Source organism: Geoanaerobacter pelophilus (genome assembly GCF_018476885.1).
GTDB lineage: Bacteria > Desulfobacterota > Desulfuromonadia > Geobacterales > DSM-12255 > Geoanaerobacter > Geoanaerobacter pelophilus.
This window is the reverse complement of sequence record NZ_JAHCVJ010000010.1, coordinates 38,732-57,096: the sequence shown is the minus strand read 5'-3', so window position 1 is coordinate 57,096 and position 18,365 is coordinate 38,732. Positions and strand designations below refer to the sequence as shown.

At 49.6% G+C, this 18,365-nt stretch carries 20 protein-coding genes and 1 tRNA gene; 11 read left to right on the top strand and 10 right to left on the bottom strand.

Annotation, left to right across the window (positions count from 1 at the left end; genetic code table 11):
• Positions 1 to 55: 55 nt before the first annotated feature.
• Together KI809_RS18385 and KI809_RS18380 are read right to left on the bottom strand one after the other, a co-directional pair.
• On the bottom strand, positions 56 to 1,213 hold the full coding sequence (locus KI809_RS18385) for a glycosyltransferase (RefSeq protein ID WP_214173066.1): 1,158 nt from the start codon (positions 1,211 to 1,213) through the stop codon (positions 56 to 58).
• A 15-nt stretch (positions 1,214 to 1,228) separates the two neighbouring features.
• Complete coding sequence (locus KI809_RS18380; RefSeq protein WP_214173065.1) at positions 1,229 to 3,460, bottom strand: glycosyltransferase family 4 protein; 2,232 nt, start codon at positions 3,458 to 3,460, stop codon at positions 1,229 to 1,231.
• Positions 3,461 to 3,772: 312 nt separating this feature from the next.
• Here KI809_RS18380 and KI809_RS18375 point away from each other — a divergent pair, with 312 nt between their 5' ends.
• Positions 3,773 to 4,399, top strand: coding sequence for a hypothetical protein (locus KI809_RS18375; protein WP_214173064.1), 627 nt, complete (start codon positions 3,773 to 3,775; stop codon positions 4,397 to 4,399).
• A gap of 238 nt (positions 4,400 to 4,637) precedes the next feature.
• Here KI809_RS18375 and KI809_RS18370 read toward each other — a convergent pair whose 3' ends face one another.
• Positions 4,638 to 4,862, bottom strand: a complete 225-nt coding sequence (locus KI809_RS18370) for a hypothetical protein (RefSeq protein ID WP_214173063.1) — start codon at positions 4,860 to 4,862, stop codon at positions 4,638 to 4,640.
• 913 nt (positions 4,863 to 5,775) lie between these two features.
• Here KI809_RS18370 and KI809_RS18365 point away from each other — a divergent pair.
• From KI809_RS18365 to KI809_RS18330, 8 genes are all read left to right on the top strand, one after another.
• A complete protein-coding gene (locus KI809_RS18365; protein WP_214173062.1) occupies positions 5,776 to 6,240 on the top strand; it encodes a hypothetical protein in 465 nt (154 codons plus the stop codon).
• A 47-nt stretch (positions 6,241 to 6,287) separates the two neighbouring features.
• Entirely contained in the window at positions 6,288 to 6,725 is a 438-nt protein-coding gene (locus KI809_RS18360) for a hypothetical protein (protein ID WP_214173061.1), read from the top strand.
• Positions 6,712 to 6,966, top strand: a complete 255-nt coding sequence (locus KI809_RS18355; protein ID WP_214173060.1) for a hypothetical protein — start codon at positions 6,712 to 6,714, stop codon at positions 6,964 to 6,966. Before KI809_RS18360 ends, KI809_RS18355 begins: the two co-directional genes overlap by 14 nt.
• A gap of 414 nt (positions 6,967 to 7,380) precedes the next feature.
• The gene (locus tag KI809_RS18350) at positions 7,381 to 7,845 is read left to right on the top strand and encodes a hypothetical protein (protein WP_214173059.1); all 465 of its coding nucleotides are present in this window, start codon (positions 7,381 to 7,383) and stop codon (positions 7,843 to 7,845) included.
• The gene (locus KI809_RS18345) at positions 7,842 to 8,336 is read left to right on the top strand and encodes a hypothetical protein (RefSeq protein ID WP_214173058.1); all 495 of its coding nucleotides are present in this window, start codon (positions 7,842 to 7,844) and stop codon (positions 8,334 to 8,336) included. The genes KI809_RS18350 and KI809_RS18345 overlap by 4 nt, the downstream gene beginning before the upstream one ends.
• A 16-nt stretch (positions 8,337 to 8,352) precedes the next feature.
• Positions 8,353 to 8,544 (top strand): hypothetical protein, encoded by a 192-nt coding sequence (locus KI809_RS18340; protein WP_214173057.1) that lies wholly within the window; start codon positions 8,353 to 8,355, stop codon positions 8,542 to 8,544.
• A 133-nt stretch (positions 8,545 to 8,677) separates the two neighbouring features.
• Complete coding sequence (locus tag KI809_RS18335) at positions 8,678 to 9,079, top strand: hypothetical protein (RefSeq protein ID WP_214173056.1); 402 nt, start codon at positions 8,678 to 8,680, stop codon at positions 9,077 to 9,079.
• Between the two features lie 172 nt (positions 9,080 to 9,251).
• Positions 9,252 to 9,416 carry a hypothetical protein gene (locus KI809_RS18330; RefSeq protein ID WP_214173055.1) on the top strand — a complete coding sequence of 55 codons (165 nt, stop codon included), beginning with the start codon at positions 9,252 to 9,254 and terminating at the stop codon, positions 9,414 to 9,416.
• A gap of 140 nt (positions 9,417 to 9,556) precedes the next feature.
• Here KI809_RS18330 and KI809_RS18325 read toward each other — a convergent pair whose 3' ends face one another.
• The 6 genes from KI809_RS18325 to KI809_RS18300 all read right to left on the bottom strand — a co-directional run bounded on the left by KI809_RS18325 (position 9,557) and on the right by KI809_RS18300 (position 14,123).
• The gene (locus KI809_RS18325; RefSeq protein WP_214173054.1) at positions 9,557 to 9,940 is read right to left on the bottom strand and encodes a hypothetical protein; all 384 of its coding nucleotides are present in this window, start codon (positions 9,938 to 9,940) and stop codon (positions 9,557 to 9,559) included.
• A gap of 51 nt (positions 9,941 to 9,991) precedes the next feature.
• Complete coding sequence (locus KI809_RS18320) at positions 9,992 to 10,417, bottom strand: hypothetical protein (RefSeq protein ID WP_214173053.1); 426 nt, start codon at positions 10,415 to 10,417, stop codon at positions 9,992 to 9,994.
• A 167-nt stretch (positions 10,418 to 10,584) separates the two neighbouring features.
• Complete coding sequence (locus KI809_RS18315; RefSeq protein ID WP_214173052.1) at positions 10,585 to 11,250, bottom strand: recombinase family protein; 666 nt, start codon at positions 11,248 to 11,250, stop codon at positions 10,585 to 10,587.
• Between the two features lie 241 nt (positions 11,251 to 11,491).
• A complete protein-coding gene (locus KI809_RS18310; protein ID WP_214173051.1) occupies positions 11,492 to 11,917 on the bottom strand; it encodes a hypothetical protein in 426 nt (141 codons plus the stop codon).
• A 280-nt stretch (positions 11,918 to 12,197) separates the two neighbouring features.
• Complete coding sequence (locus KI809_RS20890) at positions 12,198 to 13,988, bottom strand: DUF6538 domain-containing protein (protein ID WP_214173050.1); 1,791 nt, start codon at positions 13,986 to 13,988, stop codon at positions 12,198 to 12,200.
• Positions 13,989 to 14,048: 60 nt separating this feature from the next.
• Positions 14,049 to 14,123, bottom strand: a tRNA-Thr gene (locus KI809_RS18300).
• A gap of 127 nt (positions 14,124 to 14,250) precedes the next feature.
• Between KI809_RS18300 and KI809_RS18295 the strand changes: the two genes are divergently transcribed.
• Together KI809_RS18295 and KI809_RS18290 are read left to right on the top strand one after the other, a co-directional pair.
• Positions 14,251 to 14,766, top strand: coding sequence for a peptidylprolyl isomerase (locus KI809_RS18295; protein WP_214173049.1), 516 nt, complete (start codon positions 14,251 to 14,253; stop codon positions 14,764 to 14,766).
• A gap of 51 nt (positions 14,767 to 14,817) precedes the next feature.
• Positions 14,818 to 16,581 (top strand): tetratricopeptide repeat protein, encoded by a 1,764-nt coding sequence (locus KI809_RS18290; RefSeq protein WP_214173048.1) that lies wholly within the window; start codon positions 14,818 to 14,820, stop codon positions 16,579 to 16,581.
• Between the two features lie 47 nt (positions 16,582 to 16,628).
• Here the strand turns inward: KI809_RS18290 and KI809_RS18285 are convergent, their stop codons facing one another.
• The gene (locus KI809_RS18285; protein ID WP_214173047.1) at positions 16,629 to 18,287 is read right to left on the bottom strand and encodes a fatty acid--CoA ligase; all 1,659 of its coding nucleotides are present in this window, start codon (positions 18,285 to 18,287) and stop codon (positions 16,629 to 16,631) included.
• Positions 18,288 to 18,365: the final 78 nt, after the last annotated feature.

The following is an 18,365-nucleotide window of genomic DNA, read 5'->3' as shown; positions in this document are numbered from 1 at the left end:
AAGGTATGCGTCAATAATCCGGGTTTGTTGTTGCACTGACTTTTCAAGGGACTCCTCACACATGCATTATCCCCAAAGCCTTCAAGATCTTGTAAGATTTCGAATTGCGAATTAATGTAACATCATTAAGCACAGCCATATATAGATTGAGTAACTCATGATATTCAATATTGTCCAGAATAATATTGCTGTCCTTGTAAGTGTTCTTGTACCAGTTCAAAAAAGAGTCTGTAACACTCACTTTGAACGGATCAGGAAACTTTGTCGCTAAAGCAGGATCTTTTCGGTAAATGTAACGATGAGACTTAGAAATCTTTGTGCCGTCACTGAAACAATCATACATGCAAGGCGTTGTCCCGTATTGGTCCTGCCCCATAACTGAACATTCATTGATATACCAGTCCCTCAGCTCATACAGAACGGGGCTATCCTTGCCATACAGATCAAGCATCATTTTCTGTGCCCCACTATCGAATCCGGAAAAATGATAAAAACAAAGAGGTTGTCCATTAATCAGCAGTCCGTCAGGCACTTTACCTGTTACCTTCCGTTGAGTAAGATTCCAGGTACAGACGTTATAAATCGGCTCCCGCATTATCAGCAGGTCTTCAAAGAACGACGGGGCAAGATCGCACCAACGCTGATCGGTAAACAGGCCATTTGGGATATCGTCAAAACAGAAATGCTCCAACCGCTTGGCCCACCAATCGGCAAAGCGCCTGCCTTCATCAGAGTTACGAATAGCGACAAAGCCGAGGTTGTAGATCCCGTGTTTCAGACTGCAGATTTCATTGTCGACAATCGCCCGCAGATCAGTGTCCGGCTCTGTCTGGTGAGGAGTCAGCAGAATGCTGAATTTGTCAAGCCTCTCGGTAATGCTGTCAAGCCGTGACATCACCGTAATGTCCGGGTCAAGGTAGATTATCTTATCTGGGTTGTGCCGTTTGATGATCTCCTGGAACCCGAACCCCTTGACCGCAGTGCACAACTCCACAAGCCGGTGCTTGAATATCCATGCCTGCTTGTTCGGTATTGATAGCTCATCGATATTGATTATTGAATCGAAATGCTCTGATTTCTCATGCAGCCACTCAGGCTGTTTGTCCGAGAGAAGCAGATGAAACTGCGCCTTGGGGTGATGTTTTTTGACCGACTTGGCAAGCACCCGTGCTTTGGGGACGTAGTTGGCAGTAACGCTAGTAAAAATGTGCATGAAATCCTCTTGAAATCAGTAGTTACCCTGTAAACACCCGGAGATGACGGCTAAATGCCTCTCTACGGATACCGGAGTATATTTTTTCGTGTTAAGACTTTTCTTTTCAACAGCATGCGGATGTGCGAGTATCTGGCTGATCACCGATACAAGGCCGTCAATATATGGGGCATCAGCGACCCATCCTGCGTCGCAATTGCGTACTCTATCAGCCGGTGCGCCCAAATTGCAAGCAATCACAGGATACCCCAGCAGCAGCGCCTCTGATGCAGAGTAACAAAAGGTTTCTGGGCAGACGCTTGAGATTATCACCACAGACACCTTGTACTGCTCCATAAGAGTGCCGAGATCTTTACGAGAGTAACTGCCATGAATTACCAGTCTGTCACTGGCAGACGGCGGGGGAAGTATCACCCCGATGACAACCAGTCTGAAATTGAGCCCCGACAAGCGGTTGTCATTCAATAGCTGCTCAATCAACTTACTCCCTTTGGGGACACCGATAGAGCCTATAGCTGCAATCGTTAACAGTCCGTCTTCCGGCAGACTCCGCTGCTGCCATGTGAAAAGGTGCTGTTCAGGAATGCTGTGCTCGTTGACAAGCATATTTTCAAGCTCCGGATAGGCTCGCTTCATGATCTTCATTGATGCTTCTGAAAAACAGATGACCTTTTCTGCCCGGCTCAAAAATGCTCCCGCTGCACTCCGCCATGGTTCGATCCTCTTTGTGCCGGTATGATGTTCCAGCGGCACATCAAGCCTCCGCAGTTTTTCCAGACAGGTGGCGCATACTGCAGGATCATCAGGCACAGCGCAATAGTTCTCCTGATAATCAAACAACGTCCAGTTGGGACAGACCATGAAATAGTCATGAACAAGGGCAATATAAGGAGTCCTGGATTCCCGGATGGTGTTCAGAACAGCTTCGGTATCCGGCCAAGAAACCAATTGACAGGCAATTACATAATCTATTTTCAGTTTTTCTAGGAGATCGGGGAAAAAACCTGCGAGATCTGGTGGGAAGAGGACATCCTCTATTTCCTGCCCAGTGTGGCATTCGACGTGATAATCTTTCACGCCGTAGCGATACTCCAGCAGTACCACCTTATGGCCCTGCTGCTCCATATGCGCAATCATATTGCGAGAGTAGAGACCTGAGCCGCCGCCAAGGTTGAAATCAAGCAAGAGAATAGTCGGCTTTGTTGCTGGCTGTTGAGAAACTAACTTCGCCATTTCATCCAGTGTCATAGTATTGGCGGCATTTTCATGATGCAACGGGGTTGGTGTAGCGCTGACCGAAAAAGTGTGCCCCAAGCGCCGCAGAGGCGCGGTTACCCGCCAACTGAGCGAGTTCTGCAATGCATAAATCTGTTCATCTTTAGACTTAATGATTCGCCTCAACTCATAGGTTTCACGAATCAGCTGAGTCTTTTCTGTCTCAAGATGCCTCTTTTTTGAATCAAGTGCTTCCTTATCCCACTCCAACTGCCGTTTTGCTTCCGACAGGCCGACTATCCTGACAAATGTTTCATGTGACAGCATCAGTTCTTCCCCCGGATAGAGAAAATACTGATACGGTGGGCAAACCGCCCTGCCAGAACTGTAGGCTTCTTCATTCATCAATGAAACATACTGGTTTGTCCTCGTGTGAATATCAACCGGATTCAGATTATCCAAATGCCGGGCAACAAGCATCAAAGAAGGGTTCAGCACCACAAATCCGAAATTTACAAACTCGTAAGCAATCCGGTGATCGCAACCCGGTATCCCCAGATAAAAACTCGTAAACATCTTCTCTACAGGTACTGGTGCCGTAAATATCCACACATCCTGACTGCCGTGAGCGTACTCCGGCGGCATGAACTCCAGACTGCCGTCGGGCATGATGTTATGCCGAGTCAGTGCAAAAATCTGGTTGCTGAAATCCACCTTCACCAGGAACCGCAGCGTATCATCAAAATAAATATCCGCATTGGATAGCATCCAGATAACCGGTTCAGGCCAGGTGTTGGCATACTTAAACGCCCGCTCGAAGGTCAAGCGCTCACTGATAACCGTCTGCTTAATTTTTTCTGTATTCGAAAATGCCGTAAGATCAAACAACTCTTCCGTCAACAGGTGAACCGCATCAATCAAAGGATTCTGCAGGTTTTCCCGCAGGCAGGTATCGATCTCCCCCTGCCGCTCAGGGGTAGCGGCTCGGTAATACTGGACGATCAGATGGATCTGGCGCTTCATAGGGGTCATTTCACATTTCACCAATATTTGAGGATAAACCACCTCTGGTTTAAAGAAGGGGTACTTTAGATATTTTGCGATAGACTTTCATTACATGTCACCAGTAACGCCTACCTCACATAACCTGTTTAATTCAGGCAAGTATCGCTTATTTCACCATGGACGTCAACGCGGGAATTCTTCAGTATAGCAATTTACAGGCCTTTTTACGTCCAAGTAACCAAGATGCCATTCGTATGATAATATTTACCTACGATGTCAACCACTAGGCAACGATTTCGTTTATTCACTCAAAGCACCAAATATATTAAGGAGGCACAAATGCCAAAATACGTTCCGATTATTGCTGCCCTGCTTTTGCTAGGCATCAGCACTGCCGATGCTTCCAACGTCGGCGTTGACCTTAACCTGCAGATCGGCAACCCCGCACCGCCAACGGCCCGCGTCATTGTAAGAGAACCGGCGCCCTCAAGAACGATTGTTATCGAAGACGATGTCGACTTCATCTATCCCAGCGAACTCGGCTTTTATGTCGGCGTCGGCGTGCCGTATGACCTGTTCTTCCTGAACAATCTCTATTTCACCTACCGTGACGGCTCCTGGTACCGGGCAAACAACCATCGTGGCCCGTGGGTCGTTGTGGACCGCAGGCATCTTCCTCCTGGGCTGCGCAAACACAAACTCGACCGAATCCGTTATTACCGGGATCGAGAGTATCGGGTCTACGAACGAGAACATGATCGGTACAACGGCAGGCATTTCAGGTCAGACCGGGGGGAGTGGAAAGAGCACAGAAGAGCTGAAAAAGAACAGTGGAAAGACGATAAACGTCATGAAAAGATAGAACGCAGGATAGAGAAGGAAGAGAGGAAAGAAGAAAGACGGGGAGACCGGGAAGACCGTGGCCGTGACCGGGAGCAAGAAAGAGGGAGACACGGTCGGGATTAACAGCAGAGATCGGCACGAGGCCCCAAAGGAACTCCGCGGGGCCTTGTTGTTTACTCGGCTGCGAGCTGAGACTGTTGACCGATCCACCACTACCGACATCTTATCCCTGGCATCATTCTGCTATTAACTTCACTCACCCTGATGTAATCCATCAACAGAGCTGAGAGGCATATACCAGCCGATCACCCCCAAGAGAAGGGGCAGTTCGGTCATTTCGCTTTCAACCTTCTTCTTATAGCTAGTTATTGTTTCCAGCGAGTATTTTTTTGGCAAGGTCATCATCACTAGGGGACATGTCTTCCGGTACCTTTGCAATACCGACAACACTAGCGGCTATGTAACGGGCACAATCAGCCGGATGCCCATTGCAGTAGATATTTGCAAGAAGTTTACCGGTAGCAGGCATAGCTTCCATTGCCGAAGAAACATATCCACATTTAGTCACCAAATCACAAACAGCCATTGCCGTAACTCCATAGTATAACAATAAAGTATATTAACTGCGTAATCCGTTTGTCATTAAAGCATAATATGTGCCACTCAAACGAACCGATACCAGCCAAGAGCAACCTCACCTGTCTTCAGTAGCATTAGTTGATCACATCAAATGAGCTAGGGGATTTTGATAGTGGGGAGGCGCAAAGAGGGCTCAAAAAAACAAAAAGCCCCGATTTCTCGGGGCCTTTCATACTGCTTTATACTGCATTGGATTGTTTGCTGGAGCCGTTGGTCGGAATCGGCTCCAAGAATACAACATCTAGCTGTTTTTTAAGAGTTTTTCATCGCCTAAACCGTACAACTTTTGGACTATTTTTATGGTCTGACTGTACCACTTTTTGACCCACGTATCAACCCTTAACACAATTAGAATCCTGGATAAGGAATCGAACCCACAACCCGCAACAGTGCTTATACCTTCTAAGCTCAAACTCTCCAAGGCCTCTCCAGCACCAACTCCACAGCGATTATATTCATATATTCAAATTAATAACAGGGGATCACTCCTGGCCTTTCCCAGGTATTCCCGCTATCTCATAATTCCCGAGGGGGTATTCCAACACCTCCCCTTCTCCGAGGGAAGTTGTATAATCCGCCACTCAGTACCACTCAATAGGTAGGAAAAATTCCGCAAAATTAAAATCTAAAAAATTTTACGATTGCTTGATAATTTTAGACCCTTTCTGGGTACATAAATAGGTGAGGTCGAAATATTTCCTACCTCACCCCATGCAAGCCCGACCCCGGATTAGTCGCGCGAGCCGGGTCAATAATCCCTAAGAATTACAAACAGTCAACGCAGCAACACGGCGCTAACCGCGCTATGCCGTAACACCTGCATCTAATAACAGATAGCTAACCCAAAGTAAGGATTTATTGTGATTTATCGCAGAGTTGAAGAGTACACAGAGTGGTTGCAATCGTACAAATGGGAGGCGTTCCTCACGGTAAGACTGCCGCCCAACCTTCCACTTAATGCCGTAGCCGCCCAAGTCATCAAATACATATACCGGCCACTGTGCCGATACCTCCGCACCCGCGTAGCTGCAATATCAGTCATCAGCCACGGCCACGGTATGCACAAGCCTCACGTGCATGTACTCCTGGCAACCGCCAACGGACAACTTACTGACAACATCAACGAAATCTCAGACTACCTAAAGTCAACCATTACCCCTTTGAACTCGCACAAGGACGCCATTGACCTCCGGCCATACATCCCAGATCGACATGCCGTATATGTTGCAAGTCACGTGGTTGATGAAACAGATTTGACTTACTACGACAAAAAACAACTAACCAAGTTAAAGGACAAAACAACATGTACCACGATCAGTGCATAGCAAATTTAATCAACAGATACAGCGACTTTCCTAAGATTCAAGCCGATATGAGAAAGCTTCTCGGCTACGTCGAATCCTGGCAGCGGATGAATCTAGCCCCTCTGATAAAAGGCCTTGAAGCACCGGCCCCCAAGTCAATCGGCTCAATCCTGGCGTCATACCCTAAACGCTTTAGAGCTGAGCTACAAGCGGTTGTCGAGTCCATGATCGACCTTGCAGCTACAGCAGGCAGCAACGGCATAAAGCAGCTACCAGAGGTTGCCACCGGCATGACCACCCAGGAGCTGATTGACTGGCTCGTTGCACAGCACTACGACGCCCTGCATAACATCCACCAGGAGTCAACGCCAATTAACCTCCGAGCAGACTTGGAGTTCATTGCTACCCAGATCGTCGGCAAGGTGTCTAAGGGGTTCGAGGAGTCGGTTGACGGTCTTATAGCCCGGAGCAAGGCCACCCAGGAGGTCTCCAGTGCTCAAGCCTAACATCGATGAATTCTTAGACCACCTTGTCACTGTGATTCGCGCCGATGTAGCCACCGACAAGAGCAGCCCTCGCGTAAAGTCTTTAATAGCCAATATGCCCGACTTCGAGCTGAAAGCATTGGCTTGGAAGGCACTCCAGCGAGTAACTGAGCAGGAAATCCTGGCAAAGTCCAGCCTGTCGGAGACTCTGCAGCTAACCGAAGCTGTCCTCACCCTGGCAAAACTCCAGATCAATAATTAAACCACATAACCGCGCCGGTACTCCTCCGGTATGATGCAGCTCGCCGGGAGCTGTGCGGCTACACCCGGCAACTCTCCTTGTACTTCGGGCGGCTCTGGCCGCCCAAACTATTTCAACCACAGCAAAGGATTCATATGACATTTTTCAAAAAGAAAGACCACCCAGCCGAGCCGCTAGAACCAACAGCAGAACAACCAGCCCAACAGCCAGTTTTTACTGGCTGCTACGGTGATGAATTTTCACCATGCCTGGATATAATCACCGTCCTTACCCATAGCCCTATAAACCTACGATCAATCAGACCACCGCAGAGCGTCCAGGATCAAAATGGTTGTAATTACCGAGTTCTTGAACTCTGGCACCTCAGCGAGGATTATTATCGAGTGACACTAGCCCGGCTACCGGAGGTGCCCAATGTCTGAGTTTATAAAATTTCATGGCCGGGAATTTCATTTTGCCGATGGGGCGACCTTCAAGGCGATCTACCACGATGGCGACTCCGGTGCCAGCTTCGAGCTGGCCGCAGCAGATTCTGTGGTACCCGGTGCAATCTTGACTGATGCATATAAGGGAACTCGTTTCATTGTAGCTAGCTGCCACCAGCACCCAGACTCCGACAGCATCCACGCGACTATCAGGCCTTTTACCGAGACCGTAGCCATATCCAGGCAGTTACCTGGAGAGTCTGAACCGACAGAAATCGCAACCGGTATTCCATTTAATTTCAGGAACCAACTGCTCTACGTTCCGAGCAGCGCCTATGTTCAGCCCGGTGACCTTCTCCAGGCCAGCAATGGCAAGGCTTTTTTGGTTAAAGAGTTGGTTGATTGCTACGAGACCGGCTTGATTTACATGTTTGTGGAGGAGCAGCCACGATGAATCTAGCAGCCAGGGCAAGCCGCCACATTAACCGCGTAGGCCGCGAATTTTTCAACAAAGCAACGGGCGAAACACTGCTAGGCGCTCCTGCTGAGGGCAGAGCAACCTATTTCCATCTCGATGCAGAAATCGAACCCGGCCAAGTTCTGCACGATCCAGCAGAACTCAAAAATTACATCGTAGCTGATACCGATATTATCGACGGTCACCTGTCCGTTTTCGCGTTTCACGCTCTGAACTCTTGTAACATCGTCCGGCCTATCGGAATCAAGAATGATTTTGGCCTGAATGAGTATCAGCCTGTCACCGTGGCAGCAGCTGTGCCGGTAATCATCGCCAAGAGCCAGCAGATCGTCCAAGTCCCAGTAGGAACTCCGGTTGAAATCGGCGATGCGTTATTGGTAGGGACTGTTACTTATAACGTCCGATCCGTGTCTCGCAGTTATGATTGGCCCGGAATAGTCAACCTCATGATTACAATCATCAACTAACGCAAGGAGCATAGTAATGACATACGACATTTGTTTTTTAGTTGAATCAGAAAACAGGGTAATCCACGCAAGCTTGCATGATGGCCTCCTGTACTTCAGGCCCGAAGATGTAGCCGCCGGTATTAAACCAGATGCTGTTCTCAGGGATATGACCTCCGAGAAAGTCTATAAGGTTGACAGCCTCATAGCAGTAGTTTCCGCAGCGTAATCAGCCAAGAACCACAGCAATACACCTGCAGTTTAAAATCGGCCCTCCTGGAACGCTCTAGGAGGGCCGATCTTTATAAACCCCTGCCCAGACTATCAACCAAAATCACCATAAAAACCTAATAAGGATCGTTATGACTGAGCTTGAAGTGCATCTCCCCCATAAAAGTTACCTAGCAGCTCCCGCAGCAACCGGCCCCGCTTGCCCGTTCTGCGGTCAGACCGTCGATTATAGGAAAGGAACCGCTTGCTCCAGGTGTTCAACCCTGGAACCCTCCTACAAAAGTGAAATCACCATACCCGCGATGCTGAAGCGACAGCAGGCCAGGAAGAAACCGCGCAAGCGTGCGGCGGTAATTTATCAACCTGAAATAGATGGATTACTTGGTGCTGCTCCGGTAGATCAGGAACCAGAGCTTGCCCCCTACCAGGATGATCTTGACCGGCTCGAAGTTGAAACCGATCACCTCCTGGAACTTGCCGATGATACGCTGCTACCCCTGCGGTCGGAGATTGACGCGCTGCCTTGGGACTAGCCCCAGATAGTCTCCAGCCCTGGACTTCTCTCGAACGATAGAATTCACATGTGCACTCTATTGCAGATGTAACATCCGGTTATCATTGGCACAATGTACATATTCACCGTTGACTAGCTGTCTAAATAATGATATAGCCTCCGTATTAAATTTATTAGAGGAGGAATTACCAATGTACCAAACCCCCAACACACCGGCAGCATGTACGACCTGCGAACGGCACCACATCAAGCACCAGGAGCTTTTCGGCCTGTTGACTCCGGTTCAGCAAAGTAACTTGGAAATTGCTCTGTGTATAGATTGCGATGTTGTTATCGAGTGGGAGGCAGTAGGCTAGAGGTATCTGCAGTACAGGTAAGACAAGCTAGGATACTATCTTAGGTATAAGACTATAAGTCGTCCGACCAGCGGACTCCCTATTATACCCCGCCAGCCGATTTTTGTCAAGAGAATTCTACTGAGATGGCACATCATTTGCTAGGGCAGGCCAACCGGTAATTGATTTTTACGGGAGTTGGCCTGCTCCTTCTGCTCTTGCTGGAACGCCCAATCCTTCGCTTTCAGCTCCTTCTGTAGTAATGCTAGATAGGCATTCCTGGCCCGTTGGCGGTCTCCTCGCTGCTCCTGTTCCATTGTCCTGACCAATTCAGGCAATGGAGTAGGCAGCCCTTGCTCGATCAGCAGTTCGATAACAGCAGCCCGCCGTGTTCCATCATGCTTCGCATTTACCTCAATACCGTGGCTATCAGCCAATTCCAGGAGCTTTTCTCCAGCCTCTTTTGATAGCGTTACCGTAACGCTCTTGCTTCTGTGCCTCGCAGCCCTGGCGGCCCCCTGAGTCCGTTTCTTGGTTGTATCCATACCTTCTCCTGCCTGCGTTACCGTAACGCTTTCTATGGCCTATTCTGTGCGTTAGGCGTTGGCCTTGTTGCTAAGCTGCCTAGTCACCGCGCCATATCGCTTGTATGCTTCGTAGTGTTCCCCACCTTCTTGGTTCTTCGGAGCTTTGCTGTTAGTAGTAAATCCAGGATTATCCGCCTTTAGCTTTTCAAGCAATGTTTTCTTGGCTTTGCCTGCATCATTACCGCAGAGTTCCAGCAACCGCTCCGCCTCGATCACTCCCTTACCTTTTGGCTTTCGCACAACAGTAACCCCTGGTTCCTTGCCAGCTACTCCTCCGAAGATCAGTTCTTCCAGCATAGCCCTAACACCCAAGCCATGTTCCTTGCAGAGATCGTCGAACCTTGAACGTGCTTCGGCAGATACCGCTGTGTTAATGCTGGGATTCTTAGCTTTGAATGTTTTCTGGTGTGCTGCGTTTTTACCTTTATCTTTCATTTAGTTAAACCACCTTTCCTATGCTTACGCGTAAGCTGTATTGACTTACGCGTAAGCATACCACAGGTTACGCGTAAGCACATAATGAATTACGCGTAAGCCTTTGTAGTCTTACGCGTAAGGTCGAAGGTAAAAGAAAAGCCGGGGGAGTACCCGGCCTTGATTGTTTATGCTGCAGCCCTTTTCAACACATTATTAACTGCTGTCGGAGTCCACTGCTTTCCCCTAGCAGTTAATACTCCGATTTTATCCAACTCTCTTGCGATTTCCCTAAGACCTTTACCTTGATCTTTTAGAGCAGTTATTGTTGGCATTACCTTATTGGCAAAATCTGCAGCTTGAGCTTTTAATACCTGCACGCCCTTAGCGCTGGCTTCTGCTACCAGCTCCGGTTTCAGGTTATTAGTTCCCAGCTTTACACCACGCGCCCGCGCTCTTTCAAGTCCGGCTTTGGTAGTTGAGCTGATACGCTCCCGCTCCTTCTGCGCAAGTGCTCCGTAAATATGGACGGTGAAACTATCGCAATGGGGCATGTCGGCAATCACGAAGTTTACCTGGTTCTTCTGCAAGCTGGTAAGGAAGTGGAGTGACCGCGAAAGCCGATCTAATTTTGCCACCAGCAATTGACCTTTAACCAGATCAGCTTGACGCATTGCCTTTGCAAGCTCTGGCCTTGAATCCACTTTACCAGATTCAACTTCAGTATACTCGCCTACAAGCTCGCCATTATTAGCCGCTATGAAATCAGCAACCATTTTCTTTTGAGCCTCCAGGCCTAAGCCTGATTTGCCTTGTTTCTGGCTGGACACCCTGTAGTAAGCGATATATTTCATGGTTGCCACCTCCTGTATAAAATCCAATGGAACAATTAAGGATTTTATACAGCATGAATACAGGCCAGTCAATTAATTATTTTTAGAAGCGATCAAGTCTTCGGTTTCAGATCAGGTTAGATTGAACAGGTAGTGGTAGAAGTGGGGGCGGCTTCGATACCAGCCGAAACTTGCCCAGGCCTTAGCCCCTCCGTTCACCCGCGAAAGGGAATTTTCAAAGATATATAACAACATGTCGGGGCTAATGTGGCGGCAATCCCAGCAGTCGAAAAGAAAGCCCGGTGTCTTCGCTTTTATAGGTTGGTTGCAGATCAGCCCGCATTGCCTTAATAAGGGCACCTAGAAGTTGGTCGTGCCGACTGACGTCCTTATCTTGATTTCGATATGATGTATAGGCAAGGAAAGCATCAAGGGCATTCATGATGGCTGGCGGCGCTACCAATAAGAGGCTGTTTACTGCGTCAGAATACTTTGCTTGTGCTTCAGCAGTTGACCTCTCTTCAACCACTCCTGATAGGGCTAAGATATATTCCCGATACAGTTCAAGCTTCATTTTACGCCAGTCCGCCGCGTGTTCTCTCCTTTTGGCGAAATAGTTAGTGAGTGCAACCACGATAATTGCCGCACCTGCCGAGATCACAGCAGCTAGGATAGTTGTAGATACCACGATTATGTCCTCGCTTATCTGAGTGATATACTTTCTTTAGGAGGCAGGCCATGTCCTTCACCTGGAAAACCACTCACCCAATGGTACGCCGGCAGCGTTACCTGGATCAGAGGAAAGCGAATCGCAAACAGCGCCGGCCATCGGTGCCAGCCGTGTTTATAATTTCCACGGTATTTTTTGCCCTACTGTGGTTATCCCACTACTTGAGCCGATAACGGCCATGGTAAGACCTGCAGCAGATCAGGAAAACGGTTTATAGGGCAAATATGGAGGCCGTTTTTCATTCCCTACCCTTAGCCGCCAGTCGGGCGACTAGATCAACCGGAAACCCATAGTCCAACTTCTTCAGCATACTGTACTGAACCTCTGATGGGAAAGCCGTCTCGTAGTGTTCGCCGGTCACATCCTTTCCCCTGTCATGTCCAACCATTGATTGTATCACCGCCCTGTCGCTGGCTTTGTCATACATCTTATTTTGGCGGAACCAATCAATAAAATTCTTCCGCATCGAATGAAATGACTTCTCCGTCGTATCCTCTACATACTTGACCTGATAAGTCTCGTTCCACCACGTCCGTATTCTGCCTGTCCAATCCTTCCCTTCTGAGTAGGATAATGTAGAGAACAACCGGTCACTGCCGTTGTTCTTCTGAGTCTCTAGGAACTTCAGGAACCCCAGCTTGACCAGCATAGGATGCACCGGACATTTCCGTGATTTTTTGTTTTTGGTTTTCTGCCTCAGTGCTGGATTATGACGGATTCGGAATACCAACACCTTGCCTTCCTGCTCGATATCATCAACCCGTAGCTGACATATCTCGTTCTGCCGCATCCCTGAATATAAAGCAATCAACGGAACCCATAATCTATGAGGTTCTACCATCGTGCGGATAGCCAGCAACCCGGTAACAAGATTAATCAGATCATCCTGGCTGTATGGTACGTTTTCAACATCCCTTTTACCCGCCACCTGCATTTCAGTAAATGGATTGCCTCGAACCTTCCATCTGTCCTGAGACTCTGGAGTCTTCAAGGCGAATTTGTAAAGGCTACTGATGAATTCTACTTTGCCAGTTGCTGTTGACGGTTCGTTGTATTGCTGAAGCTCAGAGATTAAAGTCACTGCGTCATCCGACCGATACTCCGCAGCCTCCTTATCTCCAAGTATTTTTATGACCTCATCGAATATAGCGCGGTACTTTTTCTCAGACTTAATGCCCCACTTCTTCTTTGAAAGCTTAAACTGCTTAAACCCTGCATACAGCTCTGATAGCTTTGGCCGGTGCTTTGAATCCTCGATGCGCTTACCTATCTCCAGTTGGTAAGGTGTATTTAATTTACCTTCTGCCTGTTCCCTGGCATAGGTAAAAGCATCAATCTGAGCCTGCAGCAATGTCTTGATAATCTCGTTTAGCTCTGCAGGCGCGGCAGTATTCCAGACTGCAAGCTCTTCGTCGGTAGGCGGTTCAGGTACATCAGAGAAAGGGGAGTTGGTTGGATCATGAAACCATGCAGCGGGTGGCATTTTTATAGCTAGTTGCTTCTCGGCGATTACCTGCTTTGCCATCAACCTTGTTTGCCTGCCATAGCTCTCAGTAGCTAGTTCGGCCTGTAGGCGGTCAATCTGGTCTGTGAAATACTTGGATAGCGCCACGACCTCTGCAGGAGTCTTAGGCGATTTCAAGGCGGTATCTATGATATCCGTATCGATGGCAGGGAATAAACCGGCATCATTGAATAGCCAATCCATAGCGTCTTTGCGGTTGCGCCTATGATCGGTCAACCGACCAGTGAACTCTGCTATCAGTTCACCTGCTATTATTGTCAGTTCCCGCTCTGTCAGCACTCGGCACCTCAACCTTGCGAATGTCTGCTCTGCCTTGCCGATCAGGGCGCAGGCTGCAACCTTTGCTTCTACCCTGCTTGTAGTCCGTAATGACTTTTTAAGCTCTTTACGGTTGCCTAGATATTCTCGTAACTCTTCAGGCACCCAGACACGACAATAATATTTTTTACCTCGCCTTGATAGCAAAATGGCCTCCATGACTGTACCAAAAACTGTACCAGTCACAAAAGGCCACTTAAAACCCCGAAAAAATCATGTTATAAATCAGCATGATACAAGATGTTTTGGAGCCGTTGGTCGGAATCGAACCGACGACCTGCTCATTACGAGTGAGCTGCTCTACCCCTGAGCCACAACGGCAATAGAGAACAATTTCTAACTCAATTTCAGATTCAAGTCAAGCCGCATCTGGCAATGAGAAAACAGTTCTCCCTTGGGCCATTTTATGGTAGAGAATGGGAAATTCTCAAAATAAGGAGCGGCAACAATGACCGAATCGGCAAACCCTCGCGTTCTGATGGAGACATCCATGGGCAACGTCACTATTGAGCTTTTCAAAGACAAGGCCCCTATAAGCGTCAAAAACTTCCTTTCCTACGTCAATGACGGCTATTATGATGGTCTTACCTTTCACCGGGTAATCCCGACCTTCATGATCCAGGGTGGAGGAATGGACGCTGAACTCCAGCCGAAAAAAACCAAATTCGCCATCAAGAACGAGGCAAACAACGGCCTGAAAAACAAACGCGGCACCCTGGCCATGGCCAGAACTTCAATAGTTGACAGCGCCACCTCGCAGTTTTTCATTAATGTCGTTGACAATGCGTTTCTTGACTACAAGGGAAAGCGCCCCGAAGACTTCGGCTACGCCGTTTTCGCCGAAGTAGTTGAAGGGATGGATGTCGTAGACGCCATCAAAGGGGTCAAGACCTGCTCGAAGGGCGGTCACAGCGATGTGCCGGTTGAACCGGTATTCATCAACTCAATCAAGACCATTGAGTAGCAGTCCGAAGGCGGACCGGGGATTCACCGGTCCGCCTTTAAACCAGCCTTGATGTTTCCATATCTCCAAACCGAACTGACTAAAGACAGCCAGATCACGCTGCAGATAATGCTCATTCTGGGCGTTGGCATTCTTGCCTGGTCCAACAGCTTTGGCGCACCATTTGTCTTTGACGATCTCACGGTCATTGTCAACAATCCCCAGATACGCAACCTCTATGGATTCCTCACAGACCCCTCGTACTTCTCAGCTTCGCCGCGACGCTTTCTCGGTTATCTCTCTTTTGCAATCAATTACCGAGTCAACGGCTTGCACCCACTCGGCTATCATGCCGTAAACTTGGCACTTCATCTTAGCGCAGCCATGCTGCTGTTTGCATTATGTCGCATAATCATGTGCCGGCATCAAGAGAATAATCAGAACAGCCAAACACCTACCTTTTCGGCCCCATTAGCTGCAGCACTTCTCTTCACAGTTCATCCGGTTCAGACCCAGGCAGTTACCTACATTACCCAGCGGTTCACCTTGCTGGCAACTTGCTTTTATATTCTGACGCTCCTCGGTTACGCCAAGGCTCGTGCAGCACAAGAGGCCGGCAGACCCAGGTGCAACGGCTGGTACGCCGTATCGATATGCGCGGCAGGATGCGCCATGTTCTCCAAAGAGATCGCCTTCTCCGTACCGCTTGCCGTGTTGCTCCTGGAACTAGTCATCTTTGCCGGAACCGTCCGGCAAAGAGTTACCGCTCTCGCTCCTTTCGCCGCTATGCTCCTGATCCCCTTCTGTACTGTTGGTGCCGCAGCAGAACCTGAACTAAGGGTAGCACAGACGCTTGCCGCAACAGGATTACCGTCACAGGCTCACGCGGATTATGTGATCACCCAGGCAGCTGTTTTCGGCACCTACCTCCGGCTACTATTATTGCCGGTAAAGCAGACTCTAGATTACAACTACCCTCATTACCACTCGCTAGCAGCGCCTCCGGTAATTATCGGTATCCTGATAATTACCTCTCTGCTGGGGCTGTCGTTATATCTTTACCGCCGAAAAACCAGGACCGCACGATTGGCGGTATTCGGCATCTGCTGGTTTATTGCAGCACTTACCGTTGAGGCAGTTACCCCACTCTCTGACGTCATTAACGAACACCGGCTGTATCTCCCCACCGCAGGAGCGGCAATGACGGTAGCGTCAGTGCTAGTGTTACTGTCAAAGCGCTTCGCTGCCAAACCAGTAAACATGTTTCTCATGCTCATGGTCCTGGTATTGGGGGCGACAACCTGGAAGCGAAACCTTGTCTGGAGCGATGAACTGCTGCTCTGGAGTGACGCAGCTGCAAAAGCCCCTGGCAAGGCAAGACCGCACTATAACCTGGGAACAATCCTGAGCAAGCGGGGTTTTCCGGAAGCTGCCAGGCAGGAGTTCATGGCAGCGCTGGCCATTGAGCCGGGTCATGCACGGGCCAGATACAACCTTGGGGTAGTGAACGGGGGCAAAGGCGATTTAGAGAAAGCACGGAGAGATTATCAGGAGGCGATCCGGCTGGCCCCCTTGCTGGCAGAAGCACACAACAGCCTCGGGGTGCTGCTATCGCAGGAAGGCAGGCTTGACGAGGCAATGAAGTCATATCGAGAGGCGCTCAGGATCAACCCTGCATTTGCGGATGCCCGCAACAACCTTGGGGCAGCGCTTGCCGCCAAAGGGAAGCTTGACGCCGCACTGCAGGAGTTCAGGGAAGCAGTGCGCAGTGATCCGCAAAACCGCCCTTACCGGGAAAATCTGGAGCGGGCGCTGGAGATCAAGCACTCGCCATAGCCCCCCCTGCCCCCTCTCAGATTAAGAGGGGAACTGAGGCTGAGCGGTCATGCCTGCTTGGGCAGGTATTTCTCGCGCAAAGTGACCTTACTAACCTTCCCCACACTGGTCTTGTCGATCATTTCCACAAACCTGACCTTGAGCAGCACAACCTGCTTGGAGATCATTCCCTTGTCGGCATATTCATGGACGTGGTGCTGCAAAGTTTTTTCAGTAACCTTTTCCTTGATGTCAGGTTTGACCACCACCAGGGCAAGTGGTCGCTCGCCCCACCGCTCGTCAGGCAAGCCGATAACCGCGACCTCACTGACTGCCGGATGATGCGCCAGAATATCCTCCAACTCCAGGGATGACACCCACTCGCCGCCGATTTTGATAACATCTTTGGTGCGGTCGGTGATCTTCACATACCCTTTGGCATCGATGTTTGCCACATCGCAGGTGTGGAGCCAGCCACCTTCCCACAATTTTTCCGACGTCCGGTGGTCCTTGAGATACCCCTGGGTCAACCAGGGGGTACGCACCACAATCTCGCCGCTGCTCTTGCCGTCCCGGGGGACATCGTTCATCTCGGCATCCACAATGCGCAGATCCACCAGAGCCAGGGGCATCCCGGTCTTGCACCTGATCTCAGCCTGCGCCTCAGGCCCATCGGCAATCATCTCCGGCAACAGCTGAGAAAAAGTAAGGATCGGACAGGTTTCCGACATCCCGTAACCGGTAAAAAGATCTATCCCCCGCTTTAACGCATCCAGACAGAGGGCTTTGGACATACTGGCGCCACCGATGATGACCTTCCATTGCGACAAATCAACTTTTGCACTGTACGGGCTCTTGAGAAGCATATGGAGAATCGTCGGCACACAATGGGAAAAAGTGACTTTTTCTCGCGCAATCAGCTCCAGAAGATGGTCGGGCATATAGCGGCCGGGGTAGACCTGCTTGACCCCCATGGTGGTTGCCACATATGGCAATCCCCAAGCATGAACATGAAACATCGGAGTTATCGGCATGTAGACGTCCTCACGATGAAAACGCCCCTGGGAAACCGAGGTACCGAGCGTAGCAATCACGCCGAGGGTATGCAGCACCAGCTGGCGGTGACTGAAAAAAACCCCTTTGGGCATGCCGGTCGTGCCGGTAGTATAAAAAGTGGTCGCCCGGCTGTTTTCGTCGAAATCAGGGAAATCGAACGTTGCATCTGCGGCAGCCAGCAGCGCTTCGTATTCACCGGTAAAGTCAAGATGCGTCTCAGGAACTGTCGGCTCATCGTTCAGCAGGATATATTGCCGCACGGTATCGATCCTGCCGCGAATCTGTTCGAGGATCGGCAGGAACTCGCCGTTTACCAGCAGCACATCATCCTCGGCATGGTCAATGGTATAAAGAATCTGCTCCGGAGAAAGACGGACATTGATGGTATGGAGCACGGCGCCGATCATAGGCACGGCGAAAAAGCACTCCAGGTAACGGTTGCTGTCCCAATCCATTACCGCAACAGTATCTCCGGCCTTGACGCCAAGGGAAACAAGAACGTTGGCCAGCCGGCAAATGCGGCCATAGAGCTCCCGATAGCTATAGCGATGCAGGTCGCGGTAGACGATCTCCTGATCCGGGGCATTTACCACCGGGGTATGAATCAGCTGCTTGATGAGCAGTTGCGGGTCATGGGCGGAGTCGGTGCCAAGCTTGCGGACATCGGTCATTGAGAGGAATCCTTCCTGTTAATTATGGAATGCAGATGAGGCCGGATACAAGGCGCAGAAATGCCGCAATGCGTCGAG